The organism is Pseudomonas sp. GW822-FHT02G04 (genome assembly GCF_058802085.1).
This window is the reverse complement of record NZ_JBXANU010000016.1, coordinates 24,118-42,147: the sequence shown is the minus strand read 5'-3', so window position 1 is coordinate 42,147 and position 18,030 is coordinate 24,118. Positions and strand designations below refer to the sequence as shown.

Annotated in this window: 20 protein-coding genes; 19 read left to right on the top strand and 1 reads right to left on the bottom strand. The window is 59.1% G+C overall.

Translation table 11 applies throughout. From position 1 onward, the window contains the following. Positions 1-109: 109 nt before the first annotated feature. Complete coding sequence (gene suhB / locus AC1RO5_RS19595; RefSeq protein ID WP_007982736.1) at positions 110-928, bottom strand: type III secretion system regulator SuhB; 819 nt, start codon at positions 926-928, stop codon at positions 110-112. A 145-nt stretch (positions 929-1,073) separates the two neighbouring features. Here suhB and trmJ point away from each other — a divergent pair, with 145 nt between their 5' ends. The 19 genes from trmJ (at position 1,074) to der (ending at position 17,850) form a co-directional block, all read left to right on the top strand. Next, the gene (gene trmJ, locus AC1RO5_RS19590) at positions 1,074-1,844 is read left to right on the top strand and encodes a tRNA (cytosine(32)/uridine(32)-2'-O)-methyltransferase TrmJ (protein WP_493177062.1); all 771 of its coding nucleotides are present in this window, start codon (positions 1,074-1,076) and stop codon (positions 1,842-1,844) included. Positions 1,845-1,846: 2 nt separating this feature from the next. Then, positions 1,847-2,623, top strand: a complete 777-nt coding sequence (gene cysE / locus AC1RO5_RS19585) for a serine O-acetyltransferase (RefSeq protein WP_019647768.1) — start codon at positions 1,847-1,849, stop codon at positions 2,621-2,623. A gap of 259 nt (positions 2,624-2,882) precedes the next feature. Continuing rightward, complete coding sequence (gene iscR, locus AC1RO5_RS19580) at positions 2,883-3,374, top strand: Fe-S cluster assembly transcriptional regulator IscR (RefSeq protein ID WP_007941394.1); 492 nt, start codon at positions 2,883-2,885, stop codon at positions 3,372-3,374. Positions 3,375-3,424: 50 nt separating this feature from the next. Continuing rightward, positions 3,425-4,639: an IscS subfamily cysteine desulfurase gene (locus AC1RO5_RS19575; RefSeq protein WP_007941393.1), complete on the top strand. Its 1,215-nt coding sequence runs from the start codon at positions 3,425-3,427 to the stop codon at positions 4,637-4,639. Between the two features lie 85 nt (positions 4,640-4,724). Continuing rightward, positions 4,725-5,111: a Fe-S cluster assembly scaffold IscU gene (gene iscU, locus AC1RO5_RS19570; protein WP_003443374.1), complete on the top strand. Its 387-nt coding sequence runs from the start codon at positions 4,725-4,727 to the stop codon at positions 5,109-5,111. A 34-nt stretch (positions 5,112-5,145) separates the two neighbouring features. Further along, positions 5,146-5,469 (top strand): iron-sulfur cluster assembly protein IscA, encoded by a 324-nt coding sequence (gene iscA, locus AC1RO5_RS19565; RefSeq protein WP_007941391.1) that lies wholly within the window; start codon positions 5,146-5,148, stop codon positions 5,467-5,469. A gap of 8 nt (positions 5,470-5,477) precedes the next feature. After that, a complete protein-coding gene (gene hscB, locus AC1RO5_RS19560; protein ID WP_018927068.1) occupies positions 5,478-5,999 on the top strand; it encodes a co-chaperone HscB in 522 nt (173 codons plus the stop codon). Positions 6,000-6,050: 51 nt separating this feature from the next. Then, a complete protein-coding gene (gene hscA, locus AC1RO5_RS19555) occupies positions 6,051-7,913 on the top strand; it encodes a Fe-S protein assembly chaperone HscA (RefSeq protein WP_493177059.1) in 1,863 nt (620 codons plus the stop codon). A gap of 3 nt (positions 7,914-7,916) precedes the next feature. Further along, positions 7,917-8,258, top strand: a complete 342-nt coding sequence (gene fdx / locus AC1RO5_RS19550; RefSeq protein ID WP_007941387.1) for an ISC system 2Fe-2S type ferredoxin — start codon at positions 7,917-7,919, stop codon at positions 8,256-8,258. A gap of 14 nt (positions 8,259-8,272) precedes the next feature. Continuing rightward, a complete protein-coding gene (gene iscX, locus AC1RO5_RS19545) occupies positions 8,273-8,473 on the top strand; it encodes a Fe-S cluster assembly protein IscX (protein WP_007941386.1) in 201 nt (66 codons plus the stop codon). A 92-nt stretch (positions 8,474-8,565) separates the two neighbouring features. Continuing rightward, the gene (ndk, locus tag AC1RO5_RS19540) at positions 8,566-8,991 is read left to right on the top strand and encodes a nucleoside-diphosphate kinase (protein ID WP_007903599.1); all 426 of its coding nucleotides are present in this window, start codon (positions 8,566-8,568) and stop codon (positions 8,989-8,991) included. 28 nt (positions 8,992-9,019) lie between these two features. After that, positions 9,020-10,168 (top strand): dual-specificity RNA methyltransferase RlmN, encoded by a 1,149-nt coding sequence (gene rlmN / locus AC1RO5_RS19535; protein WP_007941385.1) that lies wholly within the window; start codon positions 9,020-9,022, stop codon positions 10,166-10,168. Between the two features lie 12 nt (positions 10,169-10,180). Beyond that, complete coding sequence (pilW, locus tag AC1RO5_RS19530; protein WP_493177057.1) at positions 10,181-10,939, top strand: type IV pilus biogenesis/stability protein PilW; 759 nt, start codon at positions 10,181-10,183, stop codon at positions 10,937-10,939. Further along, complete coding sequence (locus AC1RO5_RS19525; protein WP_493177055.1) at positions 10,939-11,976, top strand: RodZ domain-containing protein; 1,038 nt, start codon at positions 10,939-10,941, stop codon at positions 11,974-11,976. Before pilW ends, AC1RO5_RS19525 begins: the two co-directional genes overlap by 1 nt. A 3-nt stretch (positions 11,977-11,979) precedes the next feature. Continuing rightward, the gene (ispG, locus tag AC1RO5_RS19520) at positions 11,980-13,089 is read left to right on the top strand and encodes a flavodoxin-dependent (E)-4-hydroxy-3-methylbut-2-enyl-diphosphate synthase (RefSeq protein WP_493177053.1); all 1,110 of its coding nucleotides are present in this window, start codon (positions 11,980-11,982) and stop codon (positions 13,087-13,089) included. Positions 13,090-13,126: 37 nt separating this feature from the next. Further along, on the top strand, positions 13,127-14,416 hold the full coding sequence (gene hisS, locus AC1RO5_RS19515; RefSeq protein ID WP_493177051.1) for a histidine--tRNA ligase: 1,290 nt from the start codon (positions 13,127-13,129) through the stop codon (positions 14,414-14,416). Positions 14,417-14,456: 40 nt separating this feature from the next. Then, positions 14,457-15,098 carry a tetratricopeptide repeat protein gene (locus tag AC1RO5_RS19510; RefSeq protein ID WP_019647771.1) on the top strand — a complete coding sequence of 214 codons (642 nt, stop codon included), beginning with the start codon at positions 14,457-14,459 and terminating at the stop codon, positions 15,096-15,098. Further along, positions 15,091-16,242, top strand: coding sequence for an outer membrane protein assembly factor BamB (bamB, locus tag AC1RO5_RS19505; RefSeq protein ID WP_019581056.1), 1,152 nt, complete (start codon positions 15,091-15,093; stop codon positions 16,240-16,242). Before AC1RO5_RS19510 ends, bamB begins: the two co-directional genes overlap by 8 nt. A gap of 135 nt (positions 16,243-16,377) precedes the next feature. Then, complete coding sequence (gene der, locus AC1RO5_RS19500) at positions 16,378-17,850, top strand: ribosome biogenesis GTPase Der (RefSeq protein WP_018927059.1); 1,473 nt, start codon at positions 16,378-16,380, stop codon at positions 17,848-17,850. Positions 17,851-18,030 lie beyond the last annotated feature (180 nt).

Genomic DNA, 18,030 nt, shown 5'->3' with positions numbered 1-18,030 from the left:
ACGGATCGCGTTACGGCTTAGCTTGGTGGCATTAGTTCGCACAAAAGCAAACGCCCCGAACCAGTCGGGGCGTTTGCTTTAGGTGTTGCGGCTTTTTGAGTCTGGGCGCTTAGCGCTTCAGCGACGCTGGCAGGTGTGGCTGGATCGCTGTCAGTACTGCCTTGAAGCACTTGGTGTTGCCGGCAACGACGTGACCTTTCTCCAGGAAGTCGTGACCGCCGGTGAAGTCGCTCACCAAGCCGCCGGCTTCCTGGATCAGCAGGGCGCCTGCAGCCATGTCCCACTCGGACAGGCCTGACTCCCAGAAGGCGTCGAAGCGACCGGCAGCCACGTAGGCCAGGTCGAGGCTTGCCGAGCCGGCGCGGCGGATGCCGGCGGTCTGGCCAACCAGGGCGCGGAACATGCCCAAGTAGTTATCGAGGTTGTCCATCTGATCGTCACGGAACGGGAAGCCGGTACCCAGCAGGGCGCCGTCCAGGCTGGTGCGGCCGCTAACGCGCAGGCGACGACCGTTCAGTTGAGCGCCGCGACCGCGGCTGGCGGTGAATTCTTCCTGGCGAACCGGGTCCAGAACAACAGCGTGTTCCAGGCGACCGCGGTATTTGCAGGCGATGCTGACGGCGAAGTGAGGAATGCCGCGCAGGAAGTTGGTGGTGCCGTCCAGTGGATCGATGATCCACAGGTATTCTTCGCCTTCGATGCCGGTGCCGGCGTGCATGCCGGTTTCTTCACCCATGATCGAGTGGTTCGGGTAGGCCTTGCGCAGTGCGTCGATGATTTTCTGTTCGGCGGCGCGATCCACCTCGGATACGTAATCCTTGGCGTCTTTTTCGTCGACCTTGATGGTATCCAGGCGCTCGATGGAGCGGAAGATCAATTCACTGGCGCTGCGGGCGGCGCGCAGCGCGATATTCAGCATGGGCTGCATGGATGTGTCACCTAAGGTTGTTAAAGAAAGCCGGGCATTCTATCAGAAAGTTTCTACAGGAGAAGGTCGGTGTTCGCTTTCATGGCTTAACGGTAGGAGGAGCTGTAAGATTCTGCTCCCGATAATGTGTTCGAGAGCGCCTCCCTTGCTGCAAAACATTCGTGTCGTCCTGGTCAATACCAGTCATCCCGGAAATATCGGCGGTGCTGCGCGTGCCATGAAGAACATGGGCCTGTCGCGACTGGTGCTGGTCGAGCCGCGATTGTTCCCGCACCACGAGGCCGATGCGCGTGCGTCCGGCGCCGGGGACATCCTTGAAAACGCGCAAGTCGTCGCCACCTTGGAAGATGCCTTGGTCGGCTGCAATCTGGTGCTGGGTACCAGCGCCCGTGATCGTCGTATTCCCTGGCCGTTGCTCGATCCCCGTGAGTGCGGTGTGAGGGTGGTCGAGGAAGCGGGGCAGGGTGCCGAGATCGCATTGGTGTTCGGTCGTGAAGATTCCGGCCTGACCAACGAAGAGCTGCAGCGATGTCATTATCACGTGCACATCCCATCAGACCCCGAGTTCAGTTCGCTGAACCTCGGGGCGGCGGTGCAGGTGTTGAGCTATGAAGTGCGCATGTCCTGGCTGGCGGCCCAAGGTCAGCCGAGCAAGGTCGAGAAGGAGGAAGTGGCGTCCACCAAGAGTGGTGAGTTGGCGACCATGGATGAGCTGGAGCGATTCTATGGGCACCTGGAGCAAACCCTGGTGGCCATCGAATTCCTCGACCCGGAAAAACCGCGGCACTTGATGGCGCGCCTGCGCCGGTTGTACGGACGCAGCTCGGTCAGCCGGGCGGAAATGAATATATTGCGTGGCATCCTCACGGAAACCCAGAAAGCGGCCCGTGGCGAGCTTCTAAAGCGGAAGGATTAATGATGTTTGAGCGTTTGCGTGAAGATATCCAGAGCGTATTCCATCGAGACCCGGCGGCGCGTAACGCTTTTGAAGTTCTGACGTGCTACCCGGGCATGCATGCCATCTGGATTCACCGTTTGTCGGCGGCCCTGTGGCGCGCGGACCTGAAATGGCTGGCGCGGCTGGTGTCGAACTTCGGTCGCTGGTTGACCGGAATCGAGATTCATCCGGGGGCCAAGGTCGGTCGTCGCTTCTTTATCGACCATGGCATGGGCATCGTTATTGGTGAGACCGCCGAGATCGGCAACGATGTCACCCTTTATCAAGGCGTGACCCTCGGTGGCACCAGCTGGAACAAGGGCAAGCGTCACCCGACCCTGGAAGATGGCGTGGTGGTTGGCGCGGGCGCCAAGGTGCTCGGCCCATTCACTGTCGGTGCCGGGGCCAAGGTGGGTTCCAACGCCGTGGTCACCAAGGCGGTTCCGCCGGGGGCAACGGTGGTGGGGATTCCGGGGCGGATTATCGTCAAGTCCGACGATGAGCAGGATGCCAAGCGCAAGGCCATGGCCGAGAAGATCGGTTTCGATGCCTACGGAGTCGGCGAAGATATGCCGGACCCGGTGGCCCGGGCGATCGGCCAACTGCTCGATCACTTGCAGGCGGTCGATGGTCGTCTGGAGGGTATGTGCGGTGCGCTGAAGGATCTGGGCAGTAATTACTGTGCCAAGGATCTGCCTGAACTGCGCGAAGAAGACTTTGCCTGTGTGAAGGGCAAGGACGAAAGCAAGGCCAGCTGATCCCGGCGTAGGAGCTGCCGCAGGCTGCGATCTTTTGATTTTGCTCTTTAAGGCGAAAAGATCGCAGTCTTCGGCAGCTCCTGCGGGTCGCATTCAGGCATATACACCGCGCTGAGTGGTGTGCCATTACGCCGTAGACCCTGCTATGATGCGCGCGCTCTTTTGCGGGTAAACCTGAGTAAAGCGCTAGGTCTTATAGTTGACTTAAATACTCGGGAATTGCATACTCGCCCCATTCCGAATTCCGTGGTAATTGTCCATGCGACTGACTACAAAAGGCCGATACGCCGTGACCGCCATGCTTGACCTGGCGTTGCACGCGCAGCACGGGCCGGTGTCCCTGGCCGATATCTCCGAGCGCCAAGGCATCTCCCTGTCCTACCTCGAGCAGCTTTTCGCCAAATTGCGCCGTAGCAATCTGGTGTCCAGCGTTCGCGGTCCGGGCGGTGGCTACCAACTGTCCCGCGACATGCAGGGCATCCAGGTCGCCCAGGTAATCGATGCGGTCAACGAATCGGTCGATGCAACCAAGTGCCAGGGGCAGGGCGATTGCCATTCCGGCGACACCTGTCTGACCCACCATTTGTGGTGCGATCTGAGCCTGCAGATTCACGAATTTCTGAGCGGTATCAGCTTGGCTGACCTTGTAACTCGCCGTGAGGTGCAAGAAGTAGCCCAGCGTCAGGACCAGCGTCGTTGCAACAGCAAGACGCCACGCCTGGACAAGATTGAAGCGTCCGCCGTCGAATGACAGCCAAAGAGCTAGCGGCACGCCAGCCAGCCTGATTTAGGAGATAGTCCATGAAATTGCCGATTTACCTTGATTACTCTGCGACCACCCCGGTTGATCCGCGTGTCGCGCAAAAGATGAGTGAATGCCTGCTGGTCGACGGAAACTTCGGTAACCCGGCGTCCCGTTCCCACGTGTTCGGCTGGAAAGCCGAAGAGTCTGTCGAGAACGCTCGTCGTCAGGTCGCTGACCTGGTTAACGCCGACCCGCGTGAAATCGTCTGGACCTCCGGTGCCACCGAGTCCGACAACCTGGCAATCAAGGGTGCGGCGCATTTCTACTCCACCAAAGGCAAACACCTGATCACCACCAAGATTGAGCACAAGGCTGTCCTCGACACCATGCGCCAACTGGAGCGTGAAGGTTTCGAAGTGACGTACCTCGATCCTCGTGAAGATGGCCTGGTCACTCCGGAAATGGTCGAAGCTGCCCTGCGTGACGACACCATTCTGGTATCGGTCATGCACGTGAACAACGAAATCGGCACCATCAACGACATCGCTGCCATCGGTGAGCTGACCCGCTCCCGCGGTATCCTGTTCCACGTCGACGCCGCTCAGTCCACCGGCAAGGTCGAGATCGACCTGTCGAAACTGAAAGTCGACCTGATGTCGTTCTCTGCCCACAAAACCTACGGCCCTAAAGGCATCGGCGCGCTGTACGTCAGCCGCAAGCCGCGTGTGCGCATCGAAGCGACCATGCATGGCGGCGGTCACGAGCGTGGCATGCGTTCCGGCACCCTGGCGACTCACCAGATCGTCGGCATGGGCGAAGCGTTCCGTGTGGCCAAGGAAGACATGGCTGCCGAGAATGCACGCATCAAAGCGCTGAGCGACCGTTTCTTCAAACAGGTTGAAGGCCTGGAAGAGTTGTACGTCAACGGCAGCATGACCGCCCGCGTACCGCACAACCTGAACCTGAGCTTCAACTACGTCGAAGGCGAGTCGCTGATCATGGCGCTCAAGGATCTGGCGGTTTCGTCGGGTTCGGCCTGCACCTCGGCATCGCTTGAGCCTTCGTACGTGCTGCGCGCTCTGGGCCGCAACGACGAACTGGCACACAGCTCGATTCGCTTCACCTTCGGCCGTTTCACCACCGAAGAAGAAATCGACTACGCCGCGCAGAAAGTCTGCGAGGCCGTCACCAAGCTGCGCACTCTGTCGCCGCTGTGGGACATGTACAAAGACGGCGTCGACATTTCGAAAATCGAGTGGGCGGCACACTGATATTCAAGTCGCCGCAACCGGGCCCTGCGAATCCACGATTGGCAGGGCTTCAAGAGCGACTCCTGATGAGTGAGGATTAAGAATCATGGCTTACAGCGAAAAGGTCATCGACCACTACGAGAACCCGCGCAACGTCGGCAAGATGGATGCAGAAGATCCTGATGTCGGCACCGGCATGGTCGGCGCTCCGGCGTGCGGCGACGTGATGCGTCTGCAGATCAAGGTCAACGAGCAAGGCATCATCGAAGACGCCAAGTTCAAGACTTACGGTTGCGGTTCGGCGATCGCCTCCAGCTCCCTGGCGACCGAGTGGATGAAAGGCAAGACTCTGGATGAAGCAGAGACCATCAAAAACACTCAGCTGGCCGAAGAACTGGCCCTGCCGCCAGTGAAAATTCACTGCTCCGTACTCGCTGAAGACGCTATCAAAGCGGCCGTTCGCGACTACAAGCAGAAGAAAGGCTTGATCTGACTTTCAAGATTTGGCGACGAGTAAGGAGTCACCGATGGCTATCAGCATGACAGAAGCGGCTGCTCAACACGTGCGACGCTCCCTCAACGGGCGCGGCAAGGGTGATGGGATTCGTCTGGGTGTTCGCACCACGGGCTGTTCCGGCCTTGCCTATGTGCTGGAGTTTGTCGACGAGGTAGGCGCGGACGATCAAGTGTTCGAAAGTCACGGCGAGAAAGTGATCATCGACCCGAAAAGCCTGGCGTACCTGGACGGCACCGAGCTTGATTTCGTCAAGGAAGGGTTGAACGAAGGCTTCAAGTTCAACAACCCCAACGTACGCGGTGAATGTGGCTGCGGCGAAAGCTTCAACATCTGAGGCTACTTGTGGGTACTCCTTGTCATTTCGCTTTATTTGAGCTGCAACCGAGTTTCAATCTGGACCTCGATCAGCTGGCTACGCGCTACCGTGAGTTGGCGCGCGGCGTTCATCCGGACCGCTTCGCCGACGCTTCCGAGCGCGAGCAGCGGCTGGCGCTCGAGCAATCCGCGAGCCTCAACGAGGCCTACCAGACGCTCAAAAGCCCCCCCAAGCGCGCGCGATACTTGCTCGCATTGAGTGGTGGCGAGTTGCCGCTGGAGGTCACGGTGCATGATCCGGAGTTTCTTCTGCAGCAGATGGAGTTGCGTGAAGAGCTTGAGGATCTGCAGGACAGCGCCGACATGGCGGGTATTGCCACGTTCAAGCGCCGCCTCAAGGCCGCTCAGGATGAACTGAACCAAAGCTTCGCAGCTTGCTGGAATGATGCAGCGCAACGTGAACGGGCTGAACGCCTGATGCGGCGCATGCAGTTCCTCGACAAGCTCACCTACGAAGTGCGCCAGTTAGAAGAGCGCCTCGACGATTAACCCAGTGCCGCTCCGGTCGCACGCCTGATATACAGATAAGTCCTGATCACGATGGCCCTACTGCAGATCGCCGAACCCGGCCAAAGTCCTCAACCGCACCAGCGTCGTCTGGCTGTGGGGATCGACTTGGGCACTACCAATTCGCTGGTCGCTGCATTGCGCAGTGGTCTTTCCGAGCCTCTGGCCGACGCGCAAGGGCAGGTTATCCTGCCGTCTGCCGTGCGCTATCACGCCGATCGCGTCGAAGTCGGCGAATCGGCCAAACTGGCTGCCGCTACCGATCCTCTGAACACTGTGCTGTCGGTCAAGCGCTTGATGGGACGTGGTTTGTCCGACGTCAAGCAATTGGGCGATCAGCTGCCGTACCGTTTTGTCGATGGCGAGTCGCACATGCCGTTCATCGACACGGTGCAAGGTCCGAAAAGCCCGGTCGAAGTCTCCGCCGATATCCTCAAGGTGCTACGCCAGCGCGCTGAAGCGACCTTGGGCGGCGAACTGGTCGGTGCAGTGATCACCGTTCCGGCTTATTTCGATGACGCTCAGCGTCAAGCCACCAAGGATGCGGCCAAACTGGCCGGCCTGAACGTGCTGCGCTTGCTCAATGAGCCGACCGCTGCTGCGGTGGCTTACGGTCTGGATCAACAGGCTGAAGGTCTGGTTGCCATTTATGACCTGGGCGGCGGCACCTTCGATATTTCGATTCTGCGCCTGACCGGCGGTGTGTTCGAAGTGCTGGCTACCGGCGGCGACAGCGCTTTGGGTGGCGATGACTTCGATCACGCCATTGCTGGCTGGATCATCGAGAGTGCCGGTCTGTCGGCCGACCTCGATCCGGGCGAGCAGCGCAATCTGCTGCAAACCGCGTGTGCGGCCAAAGAAACCCTGACCGACTCCTCGTCCGTCGAAGTCGCCTATGGCGACTGGAAGGCTGAGCTGACCCGTGAAGCGTTCAATGCGCTGATCGAGCCAATGGTTGCTCGCAGCCTGAAAGCCTGTCGCCGCGCGGTGCGTGATTCCGGCATTGAGCTGGAAGACGTTCACGCGGTGGTCATGGTCGGCGGCTCGACTCGTGTGCCGCGCGTTCGCGAAGCCGTTGCGCAAGCCTTCGGTCGCGAACCGCTGACCGAAATCGACCCGGATCAAGTCGTGGCCATCGGAGCCGCGATCCAGGCCGATACCCTGGCCGGCAACAAGCGTGACGGCGGTGAACTGCTGTTGCTCGACGTGATTCCGTTGTCCCTGGGGCTGGAAACCATGGGCGGCCTGATGGAGAAGGTGATTCCGCGCAACACCACCATCCCTGTCGCCCGGGCTCAGGACTTCACCACTTATAAAGACGGCCAGTCGGCCATGGCGATCCATGTATTGCAGGGCGAGCGTGAGTTGATCAGCGACTGCCGCTCCCTGGCCCGCTTCGAATTGCGCGGTATTCCGGCGATGGTCGCTGGTGCGGCGAAGATTCGCGTGACCTTCCAGGTCGACGCCGACGGTCTGCTCAGTGTCTCGGCCCGCGAATTGGGTTCGGGTGTCGAAGCCAGCATTCAGGTCAAACCGTCCTACGGCCTGACCGACGGCGAAATCGCCAAAATGCTCAAGGATTCGTTCCAGCACGCCAATGACGACAAGGTCGCCCGCGTATTGCGTGAGCAGCAGGTCGATGCCCAGCGCCTGATCGAGGCAGTGCAGGGCGCTCTGGATGTCGACGGCGAACGCCTGCTCGACGCCGAAGAGCGCATGGTCATCGAATTGCAGATGCAGGAACTGACCGAATTGATGAAAGGCACCGATGGTTACGCCATTGAGCAGCAGACCAAACGTCTGTCGCAAGTGACCGATGCCTTTGCTGCCCGCCGCCTGGACTCGACGGTGAAAGCCGCTCTGGCGGGGCGCAATCTGAATGAAATCGAGGAATAATTGATGCCGCAGGTCATTTTTCTGCCACACGAGAAGTTCTGCCCGGAAGGCATGGTTGTGGAGGCTGAGCCTGGCATATCCATTCTCGAACTGGCCCATGAACACCATATCGAGATGGAAAGCGCTTGTGGCGGCGTCTGTGCGTGCACCACTTGTCACTGCATCGTTCGTGAGGGTTTTGACTCGCTGGAAGAGGCTGATGAGCTGGAGGAAGACTATCTTGATAAGGCTTGGGGGCTGGAAGCCCAGTCACGCCTGGCCTGTCAGGCAAAAGTCGGGACTGAAGACCTGACCGTCGAAATTCCGAAATACTCGCTCAACCATGCAGCCGAAGCGCCGCACTGATTCAAGGAGCTTTCATGAGCCTGAAATGGGTTGATGTGCTGGAAATCGCGATCCAGCTGGCGGAGTCAAAGCCGGATGTGGACCCGCGTTACGTGAACTTCGTCGATCTGCACCAGTGGGTGCTGGCATTGCCGGAGTTCAGTGATGATCCGACCCGCGGTGGCGAGAAGGTGCTTGAAGCCATTCAGGCCGCCTGGATCGAAGAAGCAGACTGACTCTGCACCGTACGCAGTTAGGCAATACCAAAGAACCCGCGTATAATTCGCGGGTTTAATTTTTCGCAAATTACCGTTTCTGGAGTTACACCATGGCTGTTCAACGTACTTTCTCCATCATCAAGCCTGACGCTGTTGCTAAAAACGTCATCGGCGAGATCACCACTCGTTTCGAAAAAGCAGGCCTGCGCGTTGTAGCTTCGAAACTGAAGCAACTGTCCAAAGCCGAAGCTGAAGGCTTCTACGCTGAGCACAGCGCTCGTGGTTTCTTCAACGACCTGGTTGCTTTCATGATTTCCGGTCCGGTTGTCGTTCAGGTTCTGGAAGGCGAAAACGCTATCGCTCTGAACCGTGAGCTGATGGGCGCTACCAACCCTAAAGAAGCTGCTGCCGGCACCATCCGCGCTGACTTCGCTGATTCCATCGACGCCAACGCCGTACACGGTTCGGACTCCGAAGCCGCTGCTGCTCGCGAAATCTCGTACTTCTTCGCAGCTACTGAAGTAACCACTCGCTAAGCATTGGCTTAAGAGTGAAGGTGAATCCATGACTACATCGACTGTAAAAACCAACCTGCTGGGTCTGACTCAACAGGAAATGGAAAAATTCTTCGACTCGATCGGGGAGAAGCGTTTCCGTGCCGGTCAGGTAATGAAATGGATTCACCACTTTGGCGTCGATGATTTCGACGCCATGACGAACGTCAGCAAGGCCTTGCGCGAAAAGCTCAAGGCTGTTGCTGAAATTCGTGGTCCGGAAGTGGTCAGCGAGGACATCTCCAGCGACGGCACCCGTAAATGGGTGGTGCGCGTGGCGTCCGGCAGCTGCGTCGAGACCGTTTACATTCCCCAGGGCAAACGCGGCACCTTGTGCGTTTCGTCCCAGGCAGGCTGTGCCCTGGATTGCAGTTTCTGCTCCACCGGCAAGCAAGGTTTCAATAGCAACCTCACCGCCGCCGAAGTCATCGGCCAGGTGTGGATTGCCAACAAATCCTTTGGCAGCGTCCCGGCAACCGTCGACCGTGCCATCACCAACGTGGTGATGATGGGCATGGGTGAGCCGCTGCTGAACTTCGACAACGTCGTGGCCGCCATGCATCTGATGATGGATGACCTGGGCTATGGCATCTCCAAGCGTCGCGTAACCCTGTCGACTTCGGGTGTGGTGCCGATGATCGATGAGCTGTCCAAGCACATCGACGTTTCCCTGGCGTTGTCCCTGCACGCACCGAATGACGCATTGCGTAACCAATTGGTGCCGATCAACAAGAAGTATCCGCTTAAGATGCTGCTGGAGTCGTGCCAGCGCTACATGTCGTCCCTGGGCGAAAAGCGCGTGCTGACCATCGAGTACACCTTGCTCAAAGACATCAACGACAAGGTCGAACACGCGGTCGAAATGATCGAGTTGCTCAAGAACGTTCCGTGCAAGATCAACCTGATTCCGTTCAACCCGTTCCCGCACTCCGGTTACGAGCGTCCGAGCAACAATGCGATTCGTCGTTTCCAGGATCAGCTTCACCATGCAGGCTTCAACGTCACCGTGCGTACCACTCGTGGTGAAGACATCGATGCCGCGTGTGGCCAATTGGTAGGGCAGGTGCTGGATCGCACCCGTCGCAGCGAACGTTATATCGCCGTGCGTGAGTTGAGCGCCGACAACGATATGCCGCAAAACGCTGCGAACAATAATTAAGAGAGGATCTCTATGTCCCTGCGCTTCGCGCTGCTTGTGCTGTTGGCCAGCCTTTGTGCTGGTTGTGTCCTGTCGGGCGATTTCAACCCGATGAAGACCAGCAAGGGCCGTGATGAAGCGCGTGCCGCCTACGTGCAGCTGGGCCTGGGGTACTTGCAGCAGGGCATGACCGAGCGCGCCAAGGTCCCGCTGAAGAAGGCGTTGGAACTGGATGACTCGGATGCTGACGCCAACGCGGCCCTGGGGCTGGTGTTCCAGGCCGAGATGGAGCCGGAACTGGCCGATCAGTATTTTCGCAAGGCGCTGTCTTCCCGTCCCGCCGATGCGCGAATCCTGAATAACTACGGCAGTTTTCTGTTCGAAGAAAAACGTTACAAAGAGGCGTACGAGCGCTTTGAACAGGCCGCCGCCGATACCCTGTATCCTGAGCGTTCGCGGGTTTTCGAGAACCTCGGCATGACCGCTTCAAAGCTGGGCCAGCGTGACCTGGCTCGCCAGCAGCTGGAAAAAGCCCTGCGTTTGAACCGCCAACAGCCACGAGCCTTGCTGGAAATGGCTGAGTTGTCATTCGAAGACAGGCATTATGTGCCCGCGCGTGACTATTACGATCGTTTTAGCCTGCTCACCGAGCAAAATGCACGTAGTCTATTGCTCGGCGTTCGGCTGGCAAAAGTGTTTGACGATCGCGACAAGGCCGCCAGTTTTGGCCTGCAATTAAAACGACTCTATCCCGGTACGCCGGAATATCAGCAATACCTGTCGGAGCAATGATGAAAGCGGCGCATCCCGAAGTTGTAGCAGCGAATCGCGTTAACCCCGGTGAGACTTTGCGCCAGGCCCGCGAAAGCAATGGCTGGTCGCTGGCCGAAGTGGCCCTCAAGCTCAACCTCACCGTCAATTCCCTGAGCAATCTGGAGGCTGGCGCTTTTGACAAGCTGCCTGGCCACACTTTTGCTCGTGGCTATATTCGCGCGTACGCCAAATTGCTGGGCATGGACCAGGCTGTTCTGGTTCAGCAGTTCGACCAATCCACCGGCACCGACTCCCAAGGCAGCAACGTCCACAGTCTGGGGCGTATCGAAGAACCTGTTCGGGTCTCCCACACCATTTTGCGGATTGTCAGCCTGCTGTTGCTGATCGCGGTGATTGGCGGTGGTTTTGTCTGGTGGCAGGATCAAACCTCATTGCGCACCAAGGACCAGGTCAGCCTGGCTCCGGAACACGTTGAAGTCGAAGGCGCCGACGGCACCACCCAGATCCATCCGCTGGACGAGCCGGAAGACCAAGCGGTTGCGCAAGGTGAGGCTGAAGGTGAAACACCTCTAGCGTTGCCGCAGGCTGAAACGTCGGCTGAGGAGCGTGCCAGCGCCGAAGCAAGCGCGTCGGCGCCAATTCAAGCTCCAGCTCCAGCAGCCCCGGTAGCAACACCTGCGGCTCCGGCCCACAATACTGCTCCGGTTGTCGCAACACCGGCAGCGCCAGCCCCGGCTGTAGCTGCTGTACCGGCAGCGGTTGCGCCGACCGTTCCTGCTCCAGCTTCTGCACCGGCAGCAGCTCCGGTTGCGGGTCAGGGCCAGGTTCAACTGCAATTCACCGCCGATTGCTGGACGCAAGTGACCGACGGCACGGGTAAAGTGCTGTTGAGTGGTCTCAAGCGTAAAGGCGATAGTGTTTCCGTCAGCGGCAAGCCGCCCTTTGCCGTGCGTCTGGGCTTCGCCCGTGGCGCGCAGGTCAGCTACAACGGGCAGGTGGTTGATGTCGCTCCGTTCACCAGTGGCGAGACTGCTCGCCTGAAGTTAGGTCAATAAGTCATGCACGGCGAATCTCCAATCAAGCGTCGCGAATCCCGGAAAATCTGGGTCGGTAACGTGCCTGTTGGCGGCGATGCGCCCATCGCTGTGCAGAGCATGACCAACAGCGACACCAATGACGTGGCCGCCACCGTGGCCCAGATCAATCGTCTGGAAGCCGCTGGCGTCGATATCGTTCGGGTTTCGGTGCCGGACATGGACGCCGCCGAAGCCTTCGGCAAGATCAAGCAACTGGTCAAAGTGCCGTTGGTGGCCGACATCCACTTCGACTACAGGATCGCTCTGCGCGTAGCCGAACTGGGCGTTGATTGCCTGCGGATCAACCCGGGCAACATCGGTCGTGAAGACCGCGTACGTGCGGTGGTCGATGCCGCCCGTGATCGCGGGATTCCAATCCGTATCGGCGTGAACGCCGGTTCCCTGGAAAAAGACCTGCAAAAAAAATACGGTGAGCCGACTCCTGCTGCGCTGGTCGAGTCCGCCCTGCGTCACGTCGAACACCTTGAACGCCTGAATTTCCAGGACTTCAAGGTCAGCGTAAAAGCCTCCGACGTGTTCATGGCCGTTGAAGCCTACCGTTTGCTGGCCAAGGAAATCGTCCAACCGCTGCATTTGGGCATCACCGAAGCCGGTGGTTTGCGTTCAGGCACAGTGAAATCCGCCGTGGGCCTCGGTATGCTGCTCGCCGAAGGGATTGGCGATACTATTCGCATCTCGTTGGCGGCCGACCCGGTCGAGGAAGTGAAAGTCGGCTACGACATTCTCAAATCCCTGCACCTGCGTTCCCGTGGCATCAACTTCATCGCCTGCCCGAGCTGCTCGCGGCAGAACTTCGATGTGGTCAAAACCATGAACGAGCTGGAAGGGCGCCTCGAAGACCTGCTGGTGCCGCTGGATGTCGCGGTGATCGGTTGCGTGGTCAACGGGCCGGGCGAAGCCAAGGAAGCCCATATCGGCTTGACCGGCGGCACGCCAAACCTGATTTACATCGACGGCAAGCCGTCGCAGAAACTGACGAATGACAATCTTGTGGATGAGCTTGAACGCTTGATCCGCCAGAAAGCGGCCGAAAAGGTCGAAGCTGACGCGGTTGTAATCGCTCGCGGCTGACGCTGACTAAAGAGCCGAATGAATTTAAGGATTTAAAGTGAGCAAGTCTCTGCAAGCCATTCGTGGCATGAACGACATCCTGCCCGAACAGACTCCCCTGTGGCGTCATTTCGAGGGCACCGTTTCGCGTCTGCTGGATAACTACGGTTACAAGCAGATCCGCATGCCGATCGTCGAGTTCACCGAGCTGTTCAAGCGCTCCATCGGTGAAGTGACCGACATCGTCGAAAAAGAGATGTACACCTTCGAAGACCGCAACGGCGATTCCCTGACCCTGCGCCCTGAAGGCACAGCGGCCTGCGTGCGTGCGGTGCTCGAACACGGCATTACCGGCGGCGGCCAGGTGCAGAAACTCTGGTACATCGGCCCGATGTTCCGCCACGAACGTCCGCAGAAAGGCCGTTATCGCCAGTTCCACCAGATTGGTTGTGAAGTTTTCAACCTCGACGGTCCGGACATCGACGCCGAGCTGATCGTGCTGACCTGGCGTCTGTGGGGCGAGCTGGGCATCCGCGATGCGGTCAAGCTCGAGCTCAACAGCCTGGGCACTGCCGAATCCCGCAGTCGTTATCGTGAAGCACTGGTCGAATACCTGTCCGCTCGCCTGGATCAACTGGACGAAGACAGCCAGCGCCGTCTGAAGACCAACCCGCTGCGGGTCCTGGATACCAAGAACGCCGACACTCAAGCGGTGCTGGCCGACGCGCCGAAAATGGCCGACTACCTCGACGAAGAATCCCGCGTGCACTTCGAGGGCCTCAAGGCTCGTCTGGACGCCGCCGGCATTCCTTATGTGATCAACCCGAAGCTGGTTCGCGGGCTGGATTACTACAGCAAGACTGTATTCGAATGGGTCACCGACCAATTGGGCGCCCAGGGCACGGTATGTGCCGGTGGTCGTTACGACGGTCTGGTGGAGCAGATGGGCGGCAAGCCGACCCCGGGCGTTGGTTTCGCCATGGGCATCGAGCGTCTGGTGCTGCTGCTGGAAACCCTGGAGCAGATCCCCGAAGAGATCTCCCGTCAGGTCGACGTCTACCTCTGCGCCTTCGGTGAAGCCGCCGAGCTGGCCGGTCTGACCTTGAGCGAGCGTGTTCGTGATCAATTGCCCAACCTGCGCCTGCAAGTGAATGCCGGTGCTGGCAGCTTCAAAAGCCAGTTCAAGAAAGCCGACAAGAGCGGTGCGCTATACGCATTGATCCTCGGTGACGACGAAATGGCCCAGCAAGTGGTAGGTTTCAAACCCCTGCGTGGCCAGGGCGAACAACAAAGCATTGCCTGGGATGCGCTTGCTGCACACCTGGCCACCTGCGTCGTGCAGGGTTGAAGCTGTCAAACAGCCGATTTAGCGATTAAGGAGTATTGGGGTGTCGAGTACCGAAGACGAACATGTGGCGGAGTTGAAGGAGTGGTGGACACGCAACGGCAAGCCCCTGGTTACTGGCGGCCTGTTGGCGCTGGTCATCGTGTTCGGCTGGCAGGCCTTTCACAAGTATCAGAGCAATCAGTCGCAAGGCGCCTCGATTCTCTACCAGCAATTGCTGGAAACCACGCTGACGCCTGACGGCAAGCCTGATGCTGCACGTGTTTCGGAACTGGCCGGCAAGCTCAACAGCGAGTTCGGCGGCACCGCTTACGCGCAATACGGCAGCCTGTTCGTGGCGAAAGTCGCGGTCGACAGCGGCAAGCTGGACGACGCAGCCAGCGAGCTGAAAGCCATTGTCGACAAACCGGCCAACCCGGCACTGGGTGAAATCGCCCGTCAGCGCCTGGCGCAGGTGCTGGCCGCGCAGAACAAGGTCGATGAAGCCCTGAAACTGCTCGAAGGCGATGCCGACAAGGCCTTCCTGGCCACTCGCGAAGAACTCAAGGGTGACCTGCTGGTGCAACTGGGTCGTACCGACGAAGCGAACGCGGCGTATCAAAAAGCCAAGGCGGCACTGTCGGATGAAGCGGCGGTCGGTGGCCTACAAATCAAGCTGGACGACCTGGCCAAAGGGGATGCGTGACGTGATTCGTTGGAAACATGCAGCATTGCTGGCCCTGGCCATTCTGGCCGCGGGTTGCAGCAGCAACAGCAAAAAAGAGTTGCCACCGGCCGAGCTGACCGACTTCAAAGAAGAAGTGGTTCTGCACAAGCAGTGGAGTCGTTCGATCGGTAACGGTCAGGGCGAAACCTACAACATGCTGGTTCCGGCGATCGATGGCGATACCATCTATGCCGCCGACGTCACCGGTGTGGTGATGGCGATGGATCGCAGCAATGGCGACGTCAAGTGGAAGAAAGATCTCGAACTGCCTGTCTCCGGCGCCGTTGGCGTGGGTTACGGTCTGGTCATGATCGGCACGCTCAAGGGTGAAATCGTTGCCCTGGATGCCAGCAGCGGTGAAGAGAAATGGCGCGCTCGCGTGACCAGCGAAGTTCTCGCACCACCGGCCACCAACGGTGACGTTGTTGTGGTTCAGACCCAGGATGACCGTCTGATCGGTCTGGATGCCTCCACCGGCAACCAGCGCTGGTTGTATGACAGCACGCCAGCAGTCCTGACCCTGCGCGGCACCAGCGCACCGATCGTCACCAACCGCCTCGCGGTGGCTGGCCTGTCGACCGGTAAAGTGGTTGCTCTTGATGTGTCCAACGGCGTGCCGGTGTGGGAACAGCGTGTAGCGATTCCACAAGGTCGTTCGGAGCTGGAGCGTGTGGTCGATATCGACGGTGGCTTGCTGCTGTCCGGCGGTACACTGTATGTCGCCAGCTACCAGGGTCGCGTCGCGGCACTGGACTTGGAAAGCGGTCGTCAGCTCTGGCAGCGTGATGCTTCCAGCTATGCCGGCGTCGCCCAGGGTTTTGGCAGCGTCTACGTGAGCCTGTCTTCGGGCACTGTTGAAGGTGTCGACGAACGTTCCACCACTGCGTTGTGGAGCAACGATTCGCTGGCCCGCCGTCAACTGTCGGCTCCGGAAGTGTTCTCCAGCTACGTTGCAGTCGGTGACCTGGAAGGTTACCTGCACCTGCTGAGTCAGGTGGACGGTCGTTTCGTCGGCCGCGAGCGCATCGACAGCGACGGCCTGCGTGCCCGTCCGCTGGTGGTGGGTGACACGATTTATGTGTATGGCAACAGCGGCAAACTGGAAGCCCTGACCATCAAGTAAAGACTATGCTTGGGGTTTAACCCCCAAGCGGCCTTGTTCTGCAAGGCTCGCAGCGCTTCCAGGCGCTGCCCCGAGCACCAGCCGCTGCCTCGCAGCGGCTTTTGTATTTTCTGAAATAACGAAGTGGAGAGCCGCATGGTTCCCGTAATCGCCCTGGTGGGCCGACCGAACGTCGGCAAGTCCACCTTGTTCAACCGCCTGACCAGGACTCGCGACGCCATTGTCGGCGACTTGTCCGGTCTGACCCGTGATCGCCAATACGGTGAGGCCAAGTGGCAAGGGCGTTCCTACATTCTGGTCGACACTGGCGGTATCTCCGGTGACGAGCACGGTATGGACGAAAAAATGGCCGAGCAGTCGCTGCTGGCCATTGAAGAAGCGGATGTCGTTCTGTTCCTGGTAGATGCCAAGGCCGGTTTTACCGCCGCCGACCAGATGATCGCCGAGCACTTGCGCAAGCGTAACAAGCGTTCCTACGTGGTCGCCAACAAGGTCGACAACATCGACCCTGAAATGGCCCGCGCCGAATTCGCCCCGTTGGGCATGGGCCACGCGATCCCGATCGCCGGTGCCCATGGTCGTGGCATCACCCAGATGCTGGAGATCGCCCTGAGCGACTTCCCGAAAGACGAAGAAGAACCGCAAGAAGGCGAAGAGGAAGAGATCGTTGCCGAAGGTGAGGAAGCCAAGCGCATTCCTGGCCCAAGCGAAAAAGACGGTATCAAGATCGCCATCATCGGTCGTCCGAACGTCGGCAAGTCGACCCTGGTCAACCGCATGCTCGGTGAAGACCGGGTGATCGTGTATGACCAGCCCGGTACTACCCGCGACAGTATCTACATCCCGTTCGAGCGTAACGACGAGAAGTACACGCTGATCGACACCGCTGGTGTGCGCAAGCGCGGCAAGATTCACGAAGAAGTCGAAAAGTTCTCCGTGGTCAAAACCCTGCAGGCGATCAAAGACGCCAACGTGGTGATCTTCGTGATGGACGCCCGCGAAGGCGTGGTGGACCACGACCTCAACCTGCTGGGCTTTGCCCTTGAAGCCGGTCGTGCGCTGGTTATCGCGATCAACAAGTGGGACGGCATGACGCCGAGCGAGCGCGACTTCGTGAAGGTTGAGCTGCAACGTCGACTGTTCTTCGTCGACTTCGCCGACATCCACTTCATCTCGGCCCTGCACGGCACTGGCGTAGGCAACCTCTACGCGTCGGTACAGAACTCGTTCAAGTCCGCGGTCACCCGCTGGCCGACCAACCGCCTGACCCAGATTCTGGAAGATGCGGTCGGCGAGCACGCGCCACCGATGGTCAACAACCGCCGGATCAAGCTGCGTTATGCCCACTTGGGTGGTGCGAACCCGCCGATCATCGTGATCCACGGTAACCAGATCGAGAAGGTGCCGAAGTCTTACGTCCGTTACCTGGAAAACACTTACCGTCGTGTGCTCAAGCTGGTCGGTACGCCGATCCGCATCGAGTTCAAGGGCGGCGAGAACCCGTACGAAGGCAACAAGAACTCGCTCACCGACCGTCAGGTCAACAAGAAGCGTCGTTTGATGTCGCACCACAAGAAAGCCGACAAGAAGCGCCGCGACAAGCGCTGATTCAAGGCCTCACTCTTTTTGTGAAGGCTTGTTGTGGCGAGGGAGCTTGCTCCCGCTGGACGGCGAAGCGGTCCCAATATCTGCAACCGAGATCGTTCAGTTAGAACGCATCGGCTGATTTGCGACTGCTGCGCAGTCGAGCGGGAGCAAGCTCCCTCGCCACAAGTTATGCGGTGAACA

Coding starts and splice junctions, on each gene's coding strand:
- cysE (WP_019647768.1), top strand. CDS start 1,847: ATGTTTGAGCGTTTGCGTGAAGATATCCAGAGCGTATTCCATCGAGAC.
- fdx (WP_007941387.1), top strand. CDS start 7,917: ATGCCGCAGGTCATTTTTCTGCCACACGAGAAGTTCTGCCCGGAAGGC.
- suhB (WP_007982736.1), bottom strand. CDS start 928: ATGCAGCCCATGCTGAATATCGCGCTGCGCGCCGCCCGCAGCGCCAGT.
- ndk (WP_007903599.1), top strand. CDS start 8,566: ATGGCTGTTCAACGTACTTTCTCCATCATCAAGCCTGACGCTGTTGCT.
- der (WP_018927059.1), top strand. CDS start 16,378: ATGGTTCCCGTAATCGCCCTGGTGGGCCGACCGAACGTCGGCAAGTCC.
- pilW (WP_493177057.1), top strand. CDS start 10,181: ATGTCCCTGCGCTTCGCGCTGCTTGTGCTGTTGGCCAGCCTTTGTGCT.
- iscU (WP_003443374.1), top strand. CDS start 4,725: ATGGCTTACAGCGAAAAGGTCATCGACCACTACGAGAACCCGCGCAAC.
- rlmN (WP_007941385.1), top strand. CDS start 9,020: ATGACTACATCGACTGTAAAAACCAACCTGCTGGGTCTGACTCAACAG.
- ispG (WP_493177053.1), top strand. CDS start 11,980: ATGCACGGCGAATCTCCAATCAAGCGTCGCGAATCCCGGAAAATCTGG.
- AC1RO5_RS19525 (WP_493177055.1), top strand. CDS start 10,939: ATGAAAGCGGCGCATCCCGAAGTTGTAGCAGCGAATCGCGTTAACCCC.
- hscA (WP_493177059.1), top strand. CDS start 6,051: ATGGCCCTACTGCAGATCGCCGAACCCGGCCAAAGTCCTCAACCGCAC.
- bamB (WP_019581056.1), top strand. CDS start 15,091: ATGCGTGACGTGATTCGTTGGAAACATGCAGCATTGCTGGCCCTGGCC.
- iscR (WP_007941394.1), top strand. CDS start 2,883: ATGCGACTGACTACAAAAGGCCGATACGCCGTGACCGCCATGCTTGAC.
- iscX (WP_007941386.1), top strand. CDS start 8,273: ATGAGCCTGAAATGGGTTGATGTGCTGGAAATCGCGATCCAGCTGGCG.
- iscA (WP_007941391.1), top strand. CDS start 5,146: ATGGCTATCAGCATGACAGAAGCGGCTGCTCAACACGTGCGACGCTCC.
- AC1RO5_RS19575 (WP_007941393.1), top strand. CDS start 3,425: ATGAAATTGCCGATTTACCTTGATTACTCTGCGACCACCCCGGTTGAT.